Raw genomic sequence first — 19,661 nt, 5'->3', positions numbered from 1 at the left:
GTATAGTGATTGACGCTTTTTAATTATATTAATATAGTTAAATTTTATATTCTATAATGATTTGCCCATTCTCCATACTGGGTATATTTCATTTTCTTCCCTTATCTTCATCATGCCTGAATTCTTATATAAGCGAATCGCCCTTTGATTATCCGGAGAAACCCTTAAATGATATTCGGATACATTAAATCGCCCGAAAAAGTTTTCTGCATAGCGAACCAATTCCTTGCCAAGGCCTTTACTGCGGTATCCGGGAATAAGATAAAATAAATCTACATAGCCGATCTCAGTTCCTTCATACGCCCGAATTCGAAGTTCCATTTGCCCAATCGGTACTTGGTCCTTTTCAATGATCACCTGTCCCCCCGGGAATTTGCGGACCCTTTCTTCCATTCGTTGCAGATATGTATTTTCATCTCCAAAACCTGCCTCAGATCCAAAACTTACAACAAAGGAATCTTTCCTGAATTTAACGATAATATCTTTATCTTTGTCCGTATCAATGGTACGAAAGATCAACTTCATCCTCTCCTGTCATTTTAGTGAAATAGTTTTCAAGCAAAAAAAACACATTTCACTTACGGTCTTCATGATATTTCATTATTTACTTTTTCAAGCGTCTTATTTCATTTTCTCTGAAAGGATTTTTCCTTAATCCCTATAGGAATGGCCATAATATTAAATTAAAAACAAATGCAATATTGTTTGGTGAGTTCTAGTAATGGGGATTGGATTGGCACAAACAAATCTATTTAATTTTCGAGTCTAACTTTGCAGGGTAACCCTAAGTGAATGAATGTTCGAGAGGAATTTGTTTATTAAGCTCTAACTCAACTTTTTCCCAAGCATCCTTTTTCCCTTTCATTTACATTCCAATTATAATAGGTAAGTGGAATACATTTACATGATTATCCATTATAAAAATCATTGGAGGTATTGAAGATGAAAGTTGTTGCAATAGTGGGAAGTATCCGTAAAGAGTCTTACAACCTTAAGCTTGCCAAATATATTCAATCTAGATATCAAGATCGGTTCGATCTTGAAATATTGAACATTCGGGATTTACCTTTTTATGATCAAGATATTGAAAATGACCCTCCATCAGTTGTAAAAGAATTTAAAAGCAAAGTGGCCGAAGCAGATGCAGTTTTGTGGGTAACTCCTGAATACAACGGTACGATTCCAGGTGTATTGGGCAATGCAATCGATTGGTTATCACGTGTCGATAAAGTCTTGATCGGCAAACCATCATGGATCATGGGTGCTTCAATGGGGCAATTAGGAACGGTTAAAGCTCAATTGCATTTGCGTGAAATCTTATTCGCAATAGGCATCGCCTCCCCACTCCTTCCAGGGAATGAAGTATATGTTGGTGCAGTGCATGACAAAATCGATAACGAAGGCAGGCTTACACATGAGTCGACTGTCCAGTTTATCGATACGGTCGTCGATAATTTCATTAGCTGGTATAATCATCATACTCGTTAATGCTTAAAAAAAGACTCCCAGCAGGTTTGAGCCTGCTGGGAGTCTTTTTGCATCATTAAACAAAATTCATCCTCTTCCCGCCTGGAATGCAGGGTATTTCGTCATTCCTCCGTCAGCGAATAGAGTGATGCCCGTTACATAACTGGACTCTGAAGATGCCAGCCATGCAGCAACCGCAGCAATTTCTTCAGGCTTTCCGATATACCCCATCGGAATCATGCTTTCAAGATCCTTTTTCTTTTCGGGATCTTCAAGCTTGTCGGCATTAATTGGCGTGGCGATGGCTCCAGGACCAATGCTGTTCACACGGATTCCCTTTGGTGCATATTCAAGAGCCAGTGTCTCCGTAAGCAGCTTCACCCCGCCCTTGCTTGCTGCATAGTGAACGAATAAAGGCCAGGGAATCATCTCATGTACACTGGACATGTTTATAACATTCCCTTTAATGTCGTTCTCGACAAAATACTTGATAGCTTCACGGCAGCCCAAGAAATTTCCCGTTAAGTTGGTATTGATTACCCTATTCCAGTCGCTTAACGGCATCTCGTGAGACGGAACCGGATTTTCAATTCCTGCATTATTGATGAATATATCGAGTTTCCCGAAATTCTTTATCGCTGATTGAACAAGATTAATCACATCTTCTTCAACGGTGACATCGCCTTTTACTGCAATTGCTTCCCCGCCATTTGTTTTGATTTCCTCCATTACACTATCCGCTTCCTCTGATTTAGTGCGATAATTAACCACGACCTTTGCCTTTTCCTTGGCAAAGCGAATGGCCATCGCTTTCCCTAAACCAGTGGATGAACCGGTTATAACAACGACCTTACCTTCTAAATCTGTATACATTTAATCACCCTCCAATTAACTTTTTGCCATCCCGAGCATAATCCCAGCAATGATGATCAAGATAATTCCGATTATGATTCCAATTAGTTGGCGTTTCGTTTTCTTTTCACGTAAAATGATGATCCCGCCGAGAGTTGAGATGACAATGCCCATTTGCGAAAGGGAAAAACTAGTGGCCACTCCCACACGGGGCTGGGATATGAATAAAAACATATTCCCTGCAGCCCATATCAATCCCGGAATGATATTGCGAATCGTATATTTATTAAACGGTTTATGTTTAAAAGTCAATAACAGACCGCCTATCACCATCCCTATCGCTTGAGGGAACAACGCTGACCATCCATCAACATCGAAAAGACGGGCCACGACCACATAAACCAAATAACCGAATGTCGAGATGAGGAGAATAACAATTCCTTTCTTCAAGTTTCCCGATTTGCCCTCTTTTGATTCTTTATCCTCCAGTGAGGTCAAGACGATTCCTATAATAATGAAAACTAATGCCAAGACGCCTAAAATGATCGCTTTCATTGTGGACCATTCGTTAAAAACGATGACCCCGAATAAAGTCGTTGAAATGAGCTGCATTCCAGTAGATATCGGCATCGTTTTGGATACTCCCATTAAATCAATGCTCTTAAGCTGATTAGCTTGTCCAACGGCCCAAAACAATCCAGAGACAACCCCGACTCCAAACACGAGAAATGACAACTTAATATCGGCAAAAATATAAACACCTATTGAAAAAATCAATGCGCCAATGGTTGTACCCAGTGTTTGACTATATGGCCCACCCCCGAGTTTCACATTAAATAAAACGATGCTTCCCCAGAATAGTGCCGGCAAGAGAGCTAATAATATATCCATATTCAACCCCCATATATGTAAGTTCAAAGCTAATAAATTTCATTTTGTCTTCTTTTTAATATGTTCGCTTTATTTGAATTGACCCTTGGTAATTTTATGAAGTATTTTTGCAAAAATAGTGTTCAACACAAAGAAGGCTTCCGATGCTAATAATATCGGGAGCGTTTAGTTGGAGAAAAGACAGCTGTACTGCGGTCTTTCCCTTTATAAGATTATAAAAAAAGCAAACCTTATGCAGGTTTGCTTCCAGTTATAGATATGGAACTTATTTCTTCAAATGATATGGCACTGTCGTTACAACCACATTTCTTTTATAAAGTAAGTAGGCGCGAATCAGTAAACTTGATTGGTTATGAAGTATATTGTGCCAGCCCTTCTTCGGAATGAATTGGGGGATGACCACCGTAACTTTATAATTGGATTCACTCGCCTTATGTTCAACTGTATCCACAAATTTAGTTAGTGGCTGAATGATACTTCTATAATAAGAATTCAGTGTAACGAGTCTGACATCCGGCTGCCACTTTTTCCACTTTTCTCCGAATTTCTTTTCATCTTCTCTTTCAAAAGCAACATAAACGGCAATGACCTGATTTGCTGAGAGCGATTTTGCATAATTTAAAGAGTTCTCAACCACATGAGTTATACCTGCCACAGGTACGATAATGATATTTCCTTCAATTGGTAAGATCGGCTCGCATGTTGTAATCCTTAGTTGGTCACCAACTGCTTCATAATGCTTGTTAATCCGATGAAAAATTAAAATGATGATAGGTAAAAAAATCAAAACAGGCCAAACCTGAGTAAATTTGGTTAAAAAGAATATCATCGTGACGATAAAGCTAATTATGGCACCAATTGAATTTATGGTTAATTTCATCTTCCAGCCTTTTGGCTTTTCGCGAACCCATTTAACGATCATGCCAGTCTGGGACAACGTAAATGGAATGAATACCCCTACTGCATAAAGCGGAATGAGATTTTCAGTATGTCCTTCAAATGCGACAATCAAGATGATGGATGCAAGTCCCAGTATGATGATTCCATTGGAATACCCTAATCGGTCCCCTCTGATCGTAAACGCCCTTGGTATGAATTTATCCTTCGCAAGATTTACCGCAAGCAGAGGGAAAGCCGAATAGCCAGTATTGGCCGCAAGTATCAAGATCAGGGCAGTCGTACCTTGAATGAAGAAATACATGAAATTCCGTCCAAAGATCTCTTCAGCAATCTGGGAGACGACAGTTACCTCTGCGCTGGGAACAATGCTTAAATAATAGCCTAAGAATACGATTCCTGAAAATAATACAGCTAGCAATGAACCCATCGCTATTAAAGTTTTCGCAGCATTATTCGGGGCTGGATCTTTAAAGTTCGGGATTGCATTGGAAATTGCTTCTACTCCTGTCAAGGCGGAGCTTCCTGATGCAAATGCTCTTAGCAGTATAAATAAACTGATGCCCGCTACCGGAGTCCCGATTGATGTGTGCAATTCAGGTGAAACTCCTCCTGTTAAAATCTTGTAAATTCCAACACCGATCAAGATGAACAAGGCTAAAACGAATAGGTACACCGGATAGGCCAAAACAGAGGCTGACTCCGTAACCCCCCGAAGGTTCAGGATTGTAAGTAGAATCACGAATATGATGGCAATGACGACATTATAGGAATGCAGGCCAGGAAAAGCGGACGTGATTGCATCTGTACCTGCAGAGACACTTACAGCCACAGTTAATATATAATCTACCAATAAAGATCCTCCAGCTATCAGCCCTGGATTGACTCCTAAATTGTTTTTTGAAACCACATAGGCCCCCCCGCCATGCGGATAAGCGAAAATGATTTGTCTATAAGACAAAATCAAAGCAGTTAAGAGGATCAATACTCCGATCGCGATAGGGATGGAATACCAGAATGCTGCAGCACCGACCGTGATCAGGACGATCAATATTTGCTCCGGCCCATATGCAACCGAAGACAAAGCATCAGAAGATAATATCGCCAAAGCCTTTGTTTTGTTAAGCTTTTGTTCACCAAGTGCATTTGACTTTAAAGGTCTCCCAATCAAGAACCTCTTTATAGAAGATAACATCAAGATTTCACCACCATAGTTAATTTATAAGTTTATGTTACCCAGCTGTAGCAAAAAACTAGACGAAACATAAAAATGCCTACAAGTCATAGCTAAATAGACCTGTAGACATCAATTTTTTTGTCTAACAAGCTCCACCTTCCTTCTCATATAACGCTTACGAGGTTAGCTGTCGGATTCGGACCTAAGAGTAGCCCTACCTTTTTAAAAAGGATTCACCCCTTGGATTGTAAACAATCCCAATAACGGGTCCCCCGCACCATAAGGTTTAAGCGATTTAGAAATATGAAACTGTTGATTATCATACTCCCGTGAAATGGAAATGTAAATGAAAATTTTGCTCAAAAATAAATAATTCTTTGTAAGTGAGGTTTTGTTCTTGGCTTATATAACATAAGTCATGCAATGACATGATTCGAAGGTAGGAAAGGAGGTAAGTAAAGGTCAAAATCCAGGGGCATATGAACAAAAGGTGGTCCGAAAAGGAAAAAAATCACCTTCATGAAGAATGCGATGAATTAACCAGATCTGCCCCAGCTCGGATCGTCATTAAAAGGGTAAACTTGCATTAAATATCAAATTCCGCTTTTATTCCCGTCCAATAGGGGCACTATTCCACTGATTCACCTAATTAGTTCCTTCCTTCTTGAATTGGTCTCAGATTGCTTTTTTTAAAGACAAAGTATTTCTGGCCAATATAGTTAAGCACGGTATAAAAGATTGTTCCTATGAGAACAGCCAAATTTTGTTGTATGGATAAATGGACGGATCCTTCCAGTGATTCCGCAATGGCTTGGCCTATAGAATAAGCGGCGGAATAACAAATCAGGATGACGCATAAGAAACGGGCAACTCCTCGCCGCCATTCTATATCACTTTTAAAGGTAAAAGTCCTGTTCAAAAGAAAACTCGTTACTGCTCCCGTTCCATTGCCGAAAAAGGTGGAGACCCAGTAAGATAATTCAAGAACATTCATAAGAAAAAGCATGATGGAAAGTCCAACCGCTGTATTGACTATCCCAACCAATAAAAAGCGGATAAAGGAGTTAGTGTGTTTTAGATAGTTTCTCAATACTGTTCCGTTCATTATCTAGTTGCTCCCGTTTTTTTAAATCGAGCGGATTAAATAAATCAAGATCAACAATATATTTAGGCCGGCGTTTGGATTCATTATAGATTTTTCCGATATATTCCCCAATCAAGCCGACAGCAATCAACTGCAGTCCGCCGATCAACCATATGGAGGTGATTAATGAGGTCCAACCAGTTTCGGTCTGCCCATAAAACTTTAACCATAAAAAGTAAGACCCAAAGAGTAAGCTAATGAAAAAGGAAAGACATCCTAGCCATAATACAAGCCGGATCGGTGTAACTGAAAAGGAAGTAATGCCATCAAGCGCAAAAGCAACCATCTTCTTAAATGGATATTTCGTTTCCCCAGCCAATCTTTCTTTTCGGTCATAATAAACAGAATCCGTCTTAAACCCAATAAGCGGGACAATCCCCCTTAAAAAGAGATTCGTTTCATCAAATCGTTCCAACTCCGCGATCGCCCTTCTGCTCATCAGCCTGAAATCGGCATGATTATAGACAAGGTTAACCCCCATCTTGTTCATCAATTTATAAAAACCAGTTGCAGATGTCCGTTTAAAAAATGAATCAAGGTCCCTTTTCTGGCGGACACCATATACGATTTCACATCCTTCATTGAATTTCCGAATGAATTCAGGGATGACTTGAATATCATCCTGTAAATCTGCATCAATGGAAATCACACAATCCGAGGCTTCCTTGGCTGTAAACAATCCTGCCAGGAGTGCATTTTGATGTCCTGCATTCCGGGAAAGCTTTAGCCCGCGAACCAATTCATTATTGATCGTTTCCTTATAAATGATCTTCCAAGTTTGATCTTTGCTTCCATCATCAACCAGCAGGACTTTACTTTGACCAGAAACAACGTTTTCTTCGACTAATCCCCTCATCAATCCACAAAGCTGGGAAATGGTATCCTGCAAAACGCTTTCTTCGTTATAACAAGGTACAACAATCGTTACTATCGGTGAATTCATTCTATTCCCCCCTTTTCACATGACTCTGTATAAATGAATTTTCCATTTGCTTCCCTTCTTTGTGAAAACCCCATCTAGCACCAATCCGTTCTCCTTCGCGTTGTTGATTGGGATGGCAGAAAATATATATTTGCCACCTAATCCTTTAAAGGCATCCATATTAAGATCCAAATTTTCCAGCTCTTTCTTCGAGCCTTTCTTGAACATATAATGCTTCCCAAGCTCATCGGTAAATAGGTAACAACGTCCTCCCCATTCATCAAAGTAGATTCTGATGTTTTTATTCTTAGCCAATTCGTTTTCAATTATTTGACGAAATTGATGTTTGTAAGAAAGCGGATAGAAATTGTTATAGCTATCGAGCGTGTAAAATCCATTAAATTGTGCGATTGCAGGATGCAGCCCAATGCTAGCAACACGATACTCTTCCTGTGGAAGGTCAATATGATCTTTTATTTCCTGGAAAAGGCTTTCTGAATAGAACTCTTTAAAAGATGGTTTTTTATTGTAAGTGATTTCTTCATTGAAGCCCATTAAGATCATAATTTGGACGGCGATGAAAATGGAAAGGGTTTTCTTAGCATAATCGCTGTGTTCCCAAATGATTTTTATCGCGAGGGCAAAGCCCAAATAAATCACCATCGGCCTTAAAAAGTGAAATCTGGCAAAATTAAAGGTATCCAGGGTGTGAAACCTTTCCGTCAAAGGAACCCAGCCTTTATAAAACCAGAATGCGTACCATGCTGAGAGTATAAAGTTCAAGCCGAATAAAAATACATATACCTTTTCCTGTCGCCACAGTTTTTTGGTCAGAATGATATAAAGAGCAAAGACTGTAATCGGCAGGATAATAAGCGCATGTACAGTCATGACATGCGTGTGTCCAAGAACGAAATTTTTGAAAGTGAGCTTGATGACCCAATCAAGCGGCAGCCTTGCGTGAAAATATTCATCTCTGCTATTTGGCTCCGAATCAAAAATGAATGAAGACACCAAACGATACTCCACCAAACCAAAAATGAAGGTCATATACACGATCGAAAGAAGAAACGTTATATTCCACCCTTTTCTCCTGATCACATCCGTTAACCAAAGAAAGCCCATTGCAACAAGGAAAAAGAAAAAACCAAGCACGATGCTTGAATAAAGCGGCAAAAGTGTAAGGACCAAATAATTCTTCCACGAATGATCCTTGCTGCGAATATTCAAAAAAGCCCAAAGTGCAAGCGGCATCCCAAGTGTACTGAGCATTCCCGACGGCCAAAATGGGGTAAGGGCAAAGGCCAAGGATGTTCCAACCCTGATCCAACCTGATTGGCTTCCTGTAACCAAATGTTTCTTTAATAAGATATACATACCAAATAATGCAATAAATCTTGTTAATGCCTGGCTTATTGCATATGCAACCATTGTCGGAAAAAGTGCGTAAAGCCACACGATAATACTGAACTCACTGCCAAAGGCATTTCGGGGCAGACCATTCATGATCTGGGGAATTTTGGCGTCTATCGCACCGAATAACTCACCGCTTTCTGAAAGGACTTTATACCAGGCAATGTTGGAGTCCAAATTATCATGTACGCGAATATGCGCATTTTCTCCAAGGATGAATAAAGGAGAAAGATATAAAACAATGACGAGTAAGGCAAAAAGGATTTGTGTTCTCTCTTGTTTTTCAATTGGCAACATATACACCTCTTGACCAAATTCATATATCCATAATATTTGCTTCAAAGGTAAATCTATTCTTTTTCAGGAATTTATTTTAACCTATTTTGATATAGGTCAACCAATGGCCACATAAAATGAAGGGTAGAACTAAAAGCATATAAAAGAACCTTAAAAAGGGGCTGGGCTATGATAAAGAAAGCGGTGATTCCAGCAGCCGGTTTAGGAACACGATTTTTACCTGCTACGAAAGCTCAACCAAAGGAAATGCTGCCGATTGTCGATAAGCCGACCATTCAATATATTATCGAGGAAGCGGTTCAATCAGGGATTACAGATATTATCATCGTTACGGGTAAAAACAAACGTGCAATTGAAGATCATTTCGATAAATCCATTGAACTGGAAATGCTTCTGCAAATGAAAGGTCAAAATGAGCTGCTTAAGATCGTGGAGAACATTTCCAACATGGTGGATATCCACTATGTAAGACAAAAGGAACCTTTAGGTCTCGGGCATGCAGTATTATGTGCCAAAACTTTTATCGGAAACGAACCTTTTGCCGTCCTGTTAGGGGATGATATCGTGGATAGCCAGGTTCCAGCTTTGAAGCAGTTGATGGAACGGTATAACAAGGTTCAAGCGAGCATTATCGGATGTAAGGAAGTGTCACCTGCCGATGTCTCCAAGTATGGGATCGTAAATTTCCAAGAACGATATGAGGATTTATTTCTGGTAAGAAACTTAGTGGAAAAGCCAAAAGTGGAGGATGCACCATCAACACAGGCGATTATTGGCCGATATATTTTATCACCTGAGATTTTTGAAATCCTTGAAACCGTACAGCCCGACCGGAAGGGGGAGATCCAGCTTACCGAAGCTTTAGACCTTTTGTTAGAAAAGGAACCATTATATTCGTATATCATCGAAGGAAATCGATATGACGTCGGCGATAAATTCGGCTTCCTTCAGGCTTCAATAGATTTCGCCATGAAACGACCTGAACTTCGTGATCAGCTAATAACATATTTAAGGCAGTTGTTCCCTTAATCAAGTATATAACCCACGCCCAATTACCTAGAGGTGATTGGGCTATTTCCACATACCATCATCACTAAACTAGATATAACAGTCTTTTATAAATGCTTCCGTGAAATGTAAATGCAAGTGAAAATGTTGGACAAAGAAAGAATAATTTATTAAAAGTGAGGTTATGTTGATAACGTATACTTCATTATTTATCCAAACAACGATATCCAGAAAGGATTGTACATGCATAAAAAAACTAATAATCCAATAATATCAGATGAATTCCTAGATCAAGTGGTAAAGGAAATCAATGCAGAATTTGGCGGGCCCATTAAAGAAAAAAATGATCGCTTCCAACATAGGGACGATGAAGAAAGAAGGTAAATCCCACATCATCAAATCTAAAGCTTTCATGAAAAACTCTGGCTCTATTCAGCCAGAGTTTTTTTATGGCTTCTTATATAACCTTATTACTCCCATAGAATTATCCGCCCTTTCTTTAACGACTTGTCCAAACCAATTTAACTGATCCTCATAGAATGATTACATGTAATTATTTTAAAGAAAGGGGAAAAACCACATTGAGCCACGCTGATGATGTCTTCCGCACTTCTCCAAAGGTTCCAAAAGGAAGGGTGATTTCCGGACATACAAAGGAGTTTCAAGCAGATCCCATTGGTTTTCTGACCCGATTGGCCAAGGAATATGGAGAAGTCGCTAAATTCCGTTTGGGCCCATTCCAAAATGTTTATCACGTTTTAAATCCTGATTTAATAAAACAAATACTCGTAACAAAACAAAAATCCTTCATCAAATCCAAGGACTTCAATGTTTTAAAACCGCTTATCGGTGAAGGTCTGCTTACAAGCGAAAAAGACTTTCATATGCGACAGAGAAGGCTTATCCAACCCTCTTTCAAAAAGAATCATATTAGCCAATACGCCAAGGATATGATTGATACCACAATGGATTATATATCAACTTGGCAACATGATGAAGAACGGATCATAACGAAGGATATGATGGACATCACTCTCGGGATAATCAGCAAGACGATGTTCAGCATGGAATTCAAGGATGGGTATGAAATTGTTGGAAAACCGCTGGAAACCGCTTTGAGAATTACAGTCAAAAGGATGAGAAAGATTTTCCGTATGCCATTATGGGTACCTACCAAAATCAACCGTGAATATAAAAAGGCGATACAAAGACTTGATAAAGTGATTTACGGCATTATTGAAAAACGGAAGAACGACACAGTAAAGCATGAAGACATGCTTGGGATCCTGATGGACGCACGTGATGCCGACGACGGATTGGGTATGACAAGCCATCAGGTCCGTGATGAATTGATGACTATTTTCCTTGCTGGTCATGAAACGACAGCAAATGCTCTTTCCTGGGCACTGTACGCAATTTCGAAGCATCCAGAAATTCAAGTCAAGCTTTTCAGTGAAGTGAATAGCATAATCGGTCACCGGACACCCAAGCCTGAAGACTTCATGAAATTACCATACACTCAAAATATCATTCATGAAACACTTCGCCTGTACCCGCCACTGTATATCCTATCCCGTGATGTGACGGAGGATGTCGTAATAGGAGGATATCGCTTTAAAAAAGGCGATATGATTCTAATAAGTTCTTATGTGATGCAGCATGATCCAGAGTATTTTGATCAACCGGAATCATTTATTCCTGAAAGATTTGAAAATAACTTCATGAAAAGCCTGCCTGCGTTCGCTTACTTTCCGTTTGGCGGAGGGCCGCGGGTTTGTATCGGCAATCATTTTGCGATGATGGAAGCGGTGTTTGTCCTGGCCTGCATTGCAAAGCGGTATAGGATAAAGCTTGCACATGATCATCATGAAGTAACCCCCCTTCCATCCCTTACACTCAGACCTAAGAGTGGACTGCGCATGGTGATAGAAGAAAGAGATTCAGAAGCCTTCGAACCTGGCGCATCCAATTTTTAAAGTGAAAATCTCATATAAACATAACATTTCATTGGTTCGATTACCGCCTATAACAGGCTTGCCTATTCTTTTGGAAAGGAGGGATGAAAAAATGTATATGCTCCATTCACCACGGAAGGGAATCATCCACACTGAATTGCACTATTTAGGGATGGCCTCGCAGGTATATTCCGGTTATTTGGAATTTCTAAGCGAAATTGACCCGATACAAGAAACCGAACACCTACAGCCGCCCCTTCTCCCCTTTTTAAATGAAAACGGATAGTCTCGTTAGCTTCTCCCGCTTCGTACCTTATATTAAAAGAAAAACCGACCATTCAAGGTCGGTTTTTTGTTATTCAGCAGTATGTTCCATAACCCCAAATCCAAAACCGCCATCACAACCTCATATTTATGGAAGGACTTGAACTGATTACATCATCTTATTCACTACCAACAAAATGTCAGAAATACTGCGATTAAACAGAATTATTTTTCTCTCTTTACAATATGTATTTATTTCATTATAGTGCCTTACGCCGATTTGTTAATTTTTCCTTTGATTTATTTCATAGAATCCAAATACTTTTAGATAATAAAAACTATTCCTGTTTTGCTGATTAGGAATCTATTCCAGTTCACCTGCCTAAATTGACATTTTTCCGATTCATGATATATTGATATTGTACTTTAGTACGTGAAAGCGTTCAATAAAAGAAGAACTTCCTAGTTTTACTTATAGACTATTTTATTAAAAGGAAAGGCATGAATAAAATGGAGAAGACTCATCAAGATTTAAAAAAGGGCCTATTGCCGAGGCATGTCCAGTTCATTGCTCTAGCCGGAATGATAGGAACAGGGATTTTTAAGGGGAGTTCCGATACATTAAATATGGCAGGTCCAAGTGTTGTAATAGCCTATTTAATAGGGGGGCTATTGTTATTTATTGTAATGGCCGCATTAGGAGAGATGGCAACCGCTTTTCCTAATTTGAACGTACAGCATCTCATTAATAAAGCTTTTGGGTTTCAACTATCCTTCATAGTCGGTTGGCTCTATTGGTTTAACTGGATTATCGTGATCATTGTAGAGATAGTCGCAGCCGGAAGCTTTCTACAATATTGGTTTCCTACAGTACCATTATGGCTGTTAAGTATACTTTGCGCTTCAGTAATTATAGGAATTAATTTGTTTCAAGTAAAATACTATGGAGAACTCGAATTTTGGTTCGCAGGAATTAAAATAATAACCTTGATTGCCTTTATTATTTTAGGAGCTTTGATCATGCTAGGACTTTTTCCTAGTACTGCTTCATTTTCTAATTACACGGAACATGGTGGTTTTTTCCCAAAAGGAATTGACGGAATGTTAAGTGCACTTTTAGTGGTAATGTTTTCATATGGTGGCGCAGAATTAATTGGTGTAGCCGTTACGGAAACAAAAGATAGTCAGCGAGTCATACCAAAAATCATTAAAGGAACAGTATGGCGGGTGATTCTTTTCTATGTCTTGCCGATATTTATTATTTGCGGGGTAATACCTTGGAACCAAGTAAGCACTGAGGTAAGTCCTTTCGTTCAGGTTTTCAGCTTATCGGGTCTTCCCGGAGCCGCCGATATCATGAATTTCGTTCTTTTAACCGCTGTCTTATCAGCTGCAAATTCAGGTATATACGCTACTTCAAGGACACTGTTCACTCTTTCCCATAATGGGGAAGCGCCTAAGGCATTTTTAAAAACAACAAAAAAGGGTATCCCGCTTAATGGTATATTTTTAACTACATTATGCATATTGGCTGGTGTGTTTTTATCCTATTTGTACCCCGACCTGATTTTAAGCTACCTTATGGCCATTCCTGGATTCACAGTTTTATTATTATGGATCAGTATTTGTTCAGCGCAATTGAAGCTGCGTAAGCAATACATTGGCAAACCAGGTTTCCGGGTAAAATGGTACCCATATACAACTATATTAGCCATCACGGCATTAAGCATTATCTTTTTGGCATTTATCTTTAATAAGCAAAACATCATTGGGACTACAGTATGTCTTGTCACGTTAGTGATATTTATCCTTCTTTCCTTTATTGTCAAACAAAAAAAATAGAAATATTATCCTCCCTGACTTTAATGGGGATTTCAGACTGAAGGCAAACTCGAAGAAAGTCGAGTTTGCCTTCAGTCTTTTTAGTGCTAGTACAATTTGAACGTCGATTGGAATGTTTTTTTAAAACTATGGACCAACTGGCGGTTCCATCAATTGAAATGGTCTCACCCCTCACAATGATTTTAAACAAACTTGGGTTACGAGTTTTGGATGAAACCCACTTGGATTGAAGAATTTTGAATAACTGGCTAGTCGAGACCCCGCTAGATGCTTGCTTTGATGAGGCATGGCAAGCAGTCGGCTGAAAGGGAGCGGATTTCTGAAATTTTTTTCTGAAGAATAAAAGGAAACAAATTTGGATTTAAAATACTCGTTTGCTCCATTTTCAACATACATATGTTAAAATAGCCAATGACCCAATCATCCTACAAATTAGAGGTGTTATCTTGTCTATATCTAAAACAAATCGCTTATCACTTGTAGAGCAAGTGGTTTCCCAAATCGAATCGTTAATCGAATCAGGTGAATGGAAAATTGGAAATCAAATTCCCCCTGAAATGGACTTGATCCAACAGTTCGATGTAAGCAGAAATACATTAAGGGAAGCTGTACGATCACTTGTTTATGCAGGGCTATTAGTAACGAAACAAGGAAAGGGGACATTCGTAAGGTCATCAAGTGCCTTGGGGGCAGCATTTGAAAGAAGGATCCAGCAGTCAAGTTTATTAGAAACGTTAGAGGTCCGTCATGCCCTTGAAAGAGAGGGAGCTCAGTTAGCGGCATTAAGACGTAATCAAGAAGATATAGAACAATTGCGGTTTCATATATCAGCATGCAGTAAAGCTGCCGAAGCAAGGGATATCAAGGCTTACGAAGAAGCCGATATAAAGTTGCATAAATCGATTATGGTTTCATCACATAATGATTTATTGATTGATTTGTACGAACATATGGAACACTCCCTGCATGAATCCATCCATCAGATAGTAGAGATGAGTTCTGATGAGAACTTTCATTTGAACATTCATTGCAAACTTGTAGATGCCATCATCGAACAAGATGTGAACCGGGCAATCGAAACAGTGAATGAATACATTGCACAATTCAAAAAATCTATAGAGTAAGTAAGGAGGAGACTATGGGCATTCATCAAGCGGTAAATCAACTAGAACAAACAAAAATGGATATTAAACCCAGAGTTGGACTACTCATCATCGGAATCATTCTTCTTGGAGCAAATCTGAGGGCCCCCTTAACATCGGTTGGCCCCCTTGTCACTTCGATCCGTGATAACTTGGGGATATCTAATACATTATCAGGTTCATTAACGACATTGCCTTTGCTTTCCTTTGCTTTATTATCACCGTTTGCACCTAGGATAGCACGGCGTTTTGGAATGGGGCTTACGCTTTTCCTTTCCTTGATATTACTAACAATCGGAATAGGAATACGCTCAGTTGGCGGAGTGCCGACATTGTTCATTGGGACCATTTTAATCGGGTTAGCCATTGCAATCGGCAATGTATTGTTACCAAGTCTGATTAAACATAACTTTGCCAGGAACATCGGTTTGATGACAGGAACCTATGCTGTTTCCATGAATTTATTTGGCGCAATAGGTTCCGGGATCAGCATTCCCCTTGCTTCTTCCTCGGGATTGGGATGGGCTGGGGCCCTTGGATGTTGGGGAATTTTATCGCTTATTACAGTTTTCTTATGGATGCCGCAATTAAGGCGGCCATCCAAGTCAGGGAAGGATGTACAAACGGCACAAAAGGATAAAAAGATTAACTTATGGCGTTCTGGTTTAGCTTGGCAGATAACATTCTTCATGGGTTTGCAATCGTTTATTTTCTATACAGTAATTACCTGGATGCCGGAAATCCTGGAGCAAAAAGGCCTGAACGCTGATGAAGCTGGTTGGATGCTATCCATCATGCAGCTTGCAGTCATCCCAATAACATTCCTTGTGCCAATTTTAGCTGGACGCTTACAAAGTCAGCGTCAGTTAGTGGTCCCGCCTGTCGTCTTCCTTATTGCAGGGATATTCGGCATATTATATGGAAGCACTCTCTTCATACCAGTATGCATGATATTGATTGGGATTGGAGTTGGAACCATATTCAGTTTATCGATGATGTTCTTTAGTCTTCGAACACAAAGCACCCATGAGGCGACGGAATTATCAGGAATGGCTCAATCATTCGGGTACCTCTTAGCTGCCATTGGACCAGTATTATTCGGCTTGCTTCATGACATTACACACAGCTGGACAGTTCCCTTATTGATGTTGGCCGCAATATCGGCACTTATTTTCATTGTTGGAATGCGTGCAGGAAATAATGAATATGTAACTACTCAATAAAGCCAGTAAAGGTTCTAAACGGCCATGGCCCCGGTATTGTACCGGGGCCATTTACATACCAGCCACTGATAGCAGTACGACAGGTTCCTATTTCGTGATTTTAGTTTCGAATAAAGAGAATGGTCTGTGGTATAAATTGAGAAGGAATGTATGGCGTTCTCGCTTCGGTAATTTCGTGGATCCCTTACCTTAAGTAAATTATCAACCTTAAACTCTGTCAGATAAGTAAATTCCACCTTCTCCTTTTGGAGAAAAAAGAAATGACCTAGGCTTAGAAGAGGTAAAATTATTTACTGCATATTACTGTTCGTTATCAGTGGGGTAAAGTACAAAGTGAATAAATGCCTTAAGACTGATCTCAATCAATGTCTTCTTCAAATGGATATAAAATATTTGGATTTAAACCATACCGATCAATGAAATTCTTTCGAGTGAACATCTTAATTTCTTTTAATTCAGAGGGAGTTGGAAATGAAGAAACTTTATATACAGGAATGTGTTCAATATTAATTAACTGCCCTAAATCTGTGGTTATTAAGATATCAAACCCATTTTTTCTGAAAAGTGAGTCTATATCGGAAAAATCCATAACATAAATATTTAGCTTGTTTCCGAAATGATGTTTCAATACCTCACGAATATAATCTTTCTCTACATATGATCGGCAAATTAATGCAGTCTCTATAACCATTTGGTTTTGTTTTCTTAAAATTGAAGCTTGGACCAACATGAATATCTCTAATACTTCTATATTTTCAAAAGAAATAGCAAATTCATCCGATATGTATTTTGCTATTTCTTCAATGATCACAAATAACTCATTATTCTCAAAATAAGGAACGAATTGCAAAATATTATTTATTCTCGTATCCGTTTTTAACTGTAAGTCAAACGATATCCCACGAAGAGTTTGCGCAAATTCGTACATGAAAATATCATCCTGAGAAACATCCAGCCCAATTTTCTTTGATAGATTACTTAAAAATTGACCTAAAGGCTTACCGCTATCCGAATTAAATTTGGAACGAATGTACCGAAGTTCTTGGGTACGATTTAAAGACATTTCTTCGCTCATAAAATATAAAGAAAAAAATAAAATTTCAGAAATCTGTTTCTCCCTATTTGGACATTTCACCATGAATTTAAATAGTTTCTTTGATATTTCGAATGCTGTGGATGTTTCATTTTCATCTATAACCACTTTTGGGAATGTCACAAAACAATTATGGGTTATTCGAATGTTGGAGATATGAAGGATTATCGCTAGTCTTTGTATGGCACCCATGTGTAAAGAAGTTGAATGTTCCTTCAATAGCTCCAATAAAGTGTCTTGAAACTCCTTAAGATTAAAGGAAGTAATAAAATCATTTAAATTGCCGGACATATACTCTACATACTGCATGATGAATCTTCTAATCTTTATTTCATCCCCAACAATTTTAAACGGACTATTTGATAAATGAACTTCGGCATTTTTTAATACTTCTTCTATTTTTTCTAACTGTCGGTACACTGAAGAGCGACTAATATGCACTTTTTGAGTAATATATTTTATCGTTACTCCATTGTTAAAAAGAATTAATTCCAAGGTTTGAAAATAGGTGTTTTCACTTTTAAGATGAAACCAAAGCTCTTCCAAGGTGCCGTTTTTAGGTTTCATTAACCTTACGCCCTGCACTTCATTCTTATCAATTTTCCATTCAGGTGGAAGATTTGAACTCATATGCAATATATCCCGCCATAATGTGCTTTTCGAATAACCTGTTTTTTTTGATAGCTCCGTTAAACTACACCAGTTATCCTCATAAAATAAATGATACAGCAGTTTTGAATAGCGGTCAGTAAATCGATTCATACAATCACCTTTAACTTTTGATTTTCATATCTTTTCTTACTAAAACTATTAATATATAAGTTGAGTATTAATACCTAATATTAAAAATCCCCTCACTCTTTTTTAAAAAATAACAGAAAATACACACTACTTACTACCCAAATTTACCATAATTTTATTCCTGCGTCGTTTCATAAGTGGTATGTGAAAATCAATAATTGAAACTTATCTTTGATGTAACAAGCATGACCCGTCGAATACTATCAACAAGCTATGTATAGTTGTAAGGTTTAAAATGTAAATGCAGTTAGTAATATAACCCAAATTAACAATGAAGCATTTCATTTTAGAAACAATTTCTTTTGCTTTATCAATCGTTAAGCAATAATGGTTTTCTTTACAGCATTCATTTGTTCCGGACAAAAAAAAACACCTCATTCTTTTATAGAGGATTTAAGGGAATATACCTTAAAAGAATGCAGTGCTTACTATTTAAATGAGCAACGCCTCAAAAGCAGTGCTCCCATGTAAAAAGTCAGTAAAGAGGTTTATGAAAATGAAAAGTTAAATTCATAGAAGGCATCCATATTGAGGAAGAAAAAATTGTTCATAGGTTTAATACCTACCCCAACAAGGTTCAATAGAATATTGAAGATACATCATCTTTATAAGTTGATTGCATAAGTCAAGAAAAAGACAGTGTTGAATTGCTCGACAGACTGACCAAACGCCAGGGTGGTGTGTCATCTGCATTCTATTCAACAACCGCTCCTCAACAATTTTCATAAGGGGACACCTTTTGTAGATTCTCTACATAAGCCGGGTTAGTCTTTATCAAATGTGATATATGCGCTAATTCGAATTTCTCATGCTTAGCATCAAAGGAAAGAAGCTCGGCTTTTAAATCATTTCTATAGATGTAAATAATTTTATATTCCCTTGATTTATAAATAACTTTATCACCAATCTTCATAAGCACCCTCATTTCTAATGTGGATTTAAAAAGGCTCCTAAAAAATGAAATCATTTTTAAAACGTAAGGATGATATGGGGATTTTCATCCAGGATCTTTCTTTTTTAAAATGATGGTATGCAGTTCTATCGCTTTTATATTTTCAACCAGTCTTTTTCTTATAAGCTCAATCTCTCTGAAATTCAAACCATTTCGGTTATTGGATAAACATACTAAATTGTCGATATCTTGATAAATCTGTTTAAATGTAATTCTCATATTTTGGTTTGCCTCCTTTTCATTGTAAGAAAACGGGCTTTGGTATATCTGCTAAATGTGACTGCATGCAACAGTTCCTTTAATGAATTAACTCGTATCACA

The 19,661-nt window shown here is 38.3% G+C and carries 18 protein-coding genes and 1 riboswitch; of the genes, 8 read left to right on the top strand and 10 right to left on the bottom strand.

The window, feature by feature from the left end; genetic code table 11:
- Positions 1-51 precede the first annotated feature (51 nt).
- Positions 52-519, bottom strand: coding sequence for a GNAT family N-acetyltransferase (locus tag ACQKMF_RS00930; protein WP_402939767.1), 468 nt, complete (start codon positions 517-519; stop codon positions 52-54).
- 423 nt (positions 520-942) lie between these two features.
- Here ACQKMF_RS00930 and ACQKMF_RS00925 point away from each other — a divergent pair, with 423 nt between their 5' ends.
- Complete coding sequence (locus ACQKMF_RS00925) at positions 943-1,488, top strand: NADPH-dependent FMN reductase (RefSeq protein ID WP_101223332.1); 546 nt, start codon at positions 943-945, stop codon at positions 1,486-1,488.
- Positions 1,489-1,554: 66 nt separating this feature from the next.
- Here ACQKMF_RS00925 and ACQKMF_RS00920 read toward each other — a convergent pair whose 3' ends face one another.
- The 6 genes from ACQKMF_RS00920 to ACQKMF_RS00895 form a co-directional block, all read right to left on the bottom strand.
- Positions 1,555-2,340, bottom strand: coding sequence for an SDR family oxidoreductase (locus ACQKMF_RS00920; RefSeq protein WP_101223333.1), 786 nt, complete (start codon positions 2,338-2,340; stop codon positions 1,555-1,557).
- Positions 2,341-2,355: 15 nt separating this feature from the next.
- On the bottom strand, positions 2,356-3,210 hold the full coding sequence (locus ACQKMF_RS00915) for a RhaT/GlcU family sugar-proton symporter (protein WP_101223334.1): 855 nt from the start codon (positions 3,208-3,210) through the stop codon (positions 2,356-2,358).
- A 265-nt stretch (positions 3,211-3,475) separates the two neighbouring features.
- On the bottom strand, positions 3,476-5,302 hold the full coding sequence (locus tag ACQKMF_RS00910) for an APC family permease (RefSeq protein WP_427572389.1): 1,827 nt from the start codon (positions 5,300-5,302) through the stop codon (positions 3,476-3,478).
- 138 nt (positions 5,303-5,440) lie between these two features.
- A riboswitch (cyclic di-AMP (ydaO/yuaA leader) is annotated at positions 5,441-5,587 on the bottom strand.
- A 346-nt stretch (positions 5,588-5,933) separates the two neighbouring features.
- Positions 5,934-6,389, bottom strand: a complete 456-nt coding sequence (locus tag ACQKMF_RS00905) for a GtrA family protein (protein ID WP_402939775.1) — start codon at positions 6,387-6,389, stop codon at positions 5,934-5,936.
- A complete protein-coding gene (locus ACQKMF_RS00900) occupies positions 6,349-7,371 on the bottom strand; it encodes a glycosyltransferase family 2 protein (protein ID WP_101223337.1) in 1,023 nt (340 codons plus the stop codon). The genes ACQKMF_RS00905 and ACQKMF_RS00900 overlap by 41 nt, the downstream gene beginning before the upstream one ends.
- Positions 7,372-7,386: 15 nt before the next feature.
- Entirely contained in the window at positions 7,387-9,060 is a 1,674-nt protein-coding gene (locus ACQKMF_RS00895) for a DUF6044 family protein (protein WP_427571365.1), read from the bottom strand.
- Between the two features lie 168 nt (positions 9,061-9,228).
- Between ACQKMF_RS00895 and galU the strand changes: the two genes are divergently transcribed.
- From galU to ACQKMF_RS00860, 7 genes are all read left to right on the top strand, one after another.
- Positions 9,229-10,089: a UTP--glucose-1-phosphate uridylyltransferase GalU gene (gene galU, locus ACQKMF_RS00890; RefSeq protein ID WP_101223339.1), complete on the top strand. Its 861-nt coding sequence runs from the start codon at positions 9,229-9,231 to the stop codon at positions 10,087-10,089.
- 222 nt (positions 10,090-10,311) lie between these two features.
- Positions 10,312-10,452, top strand: coding sequence for a hypothetical protein (locus ACQKMF_RS00885; RefSeq protein WP_230178076.1), 141 nt, complete (start codon positions 10,312-10,314; stop codon positions 10,450-10,452).
- Between the two features lie 197 nt (positions 10,453-10,649).
- Positions 10,650-12,044, top strand: coding sequence for a cytochrome P450 (locus ACQKMF_RS00880; protein ID WP_427571362.1), 1,395 nt, complete (start codon positions 10,650-10,652; stop codon positions 12,042-12,044).
- A gap of 91 nt (positions 12,045-12,135) precedes the next feature.
- Positions 12,136-12,309 carry a hypothetical protein gene (locus ACQKMF_RS00875; RefSeq protein WP_402939785.1) on the top strand — a complete coding sequence of 58 codons (174 nt, stop codon included), beginning with the start codon at positions 12,136-12,138 and terminating at the stop codon, positions 12,307-12,309.
- Between the two features lie 488 nt (positions 12,310-12,797).
- Entirely contained in the window at positions 12,798-14,129 is a 1,332-nt protein-coding gene (locus tag ACQKMF_RS00870) for an amino acid permease (RefSeq protein ID WP_101223522.1), read from the top strand.
- 446 nt (positions 14,130-14,575) lie between these two features.
- Entirely contained in the window at positions 14,576-15,253 is a 678-nt protein-coding gene (locus tag ACQKMF_RS00865; RefSeq protein ID WP_402939788.1) for a FadR/GntR family transcriptional regulator, read from the top strand.
- Positions 15,254-15,267: 14 nt separating this feature from the next.
- Complete coding sequence (locus ACQKMF_RS00860) at positions 15,268-16,494, top strand: CynX/NimT family MFS transporter (protein WP_427571360.1); 1,227 nt, start codon at positions 15,268-15,270, stop codon at positions 16,492-16,494.
- 358 nt (positions 16,495-16,852) lie between these two features.
- Here the strand turns inward: ACQKMF_RS00860 and ACQKMF_RS00855 are convergent, their stop codons facing one another.
- The 3 genes from ACQKMF_RS00855 to ACQKMF_RS00845 form a co-directional block, all read right to left on the bottom strand.
- On the bottom strand, positions 16,853-18,349 hold the full coding sequence (locus ACQKMF_RS00855; RefSeq protein WP_402939794.1) for a BglG family transcription antiterminator: 1,497 nt from the start codon (positions 18,347-18,349) through the stop codon (positions 16,853-16,855).
- 751 nt (positions 18,350-19,100) lie between these two features.
- A complete protein-coding gene (locus ACQKMF_RS00850; RefSeq protein ID WP_101223345.1) occupies positions 19,101-19,301 on the bottom strand; it encodes a hypothetical protein in 201 nt (66 codons plus the stop codon).
- An 84-nt stretch (positions 19,302-19,385) separates the two neighbouring features.
- Positions 19,386-19,559, bottom strand: coding sequence for a hypothetical protein (locus ACQKMF_RS00845; protein ID WP_402939797.1), 174 nt, complete (start codon positions 19,557-19,559; stop codon positions 19,386-19,388).
- Positions 19,560-19,661 lie beyond the last annotated feature (102 nt).

Origin of the sequence: Peribacillus sp. NPDC101480 (genome assembly GCF_050277335.1) — a bacterium.
Classification (GTDB): Bacteria; Bacillota; Bacilli; order Bacillales; family DSM-1321; genus Peribacillus.
The sequence above is the reverse complement of the archived record's forward strand: the minus strand, read 5'-3'. Positions and strand labels throughout refer to the sequence as shown.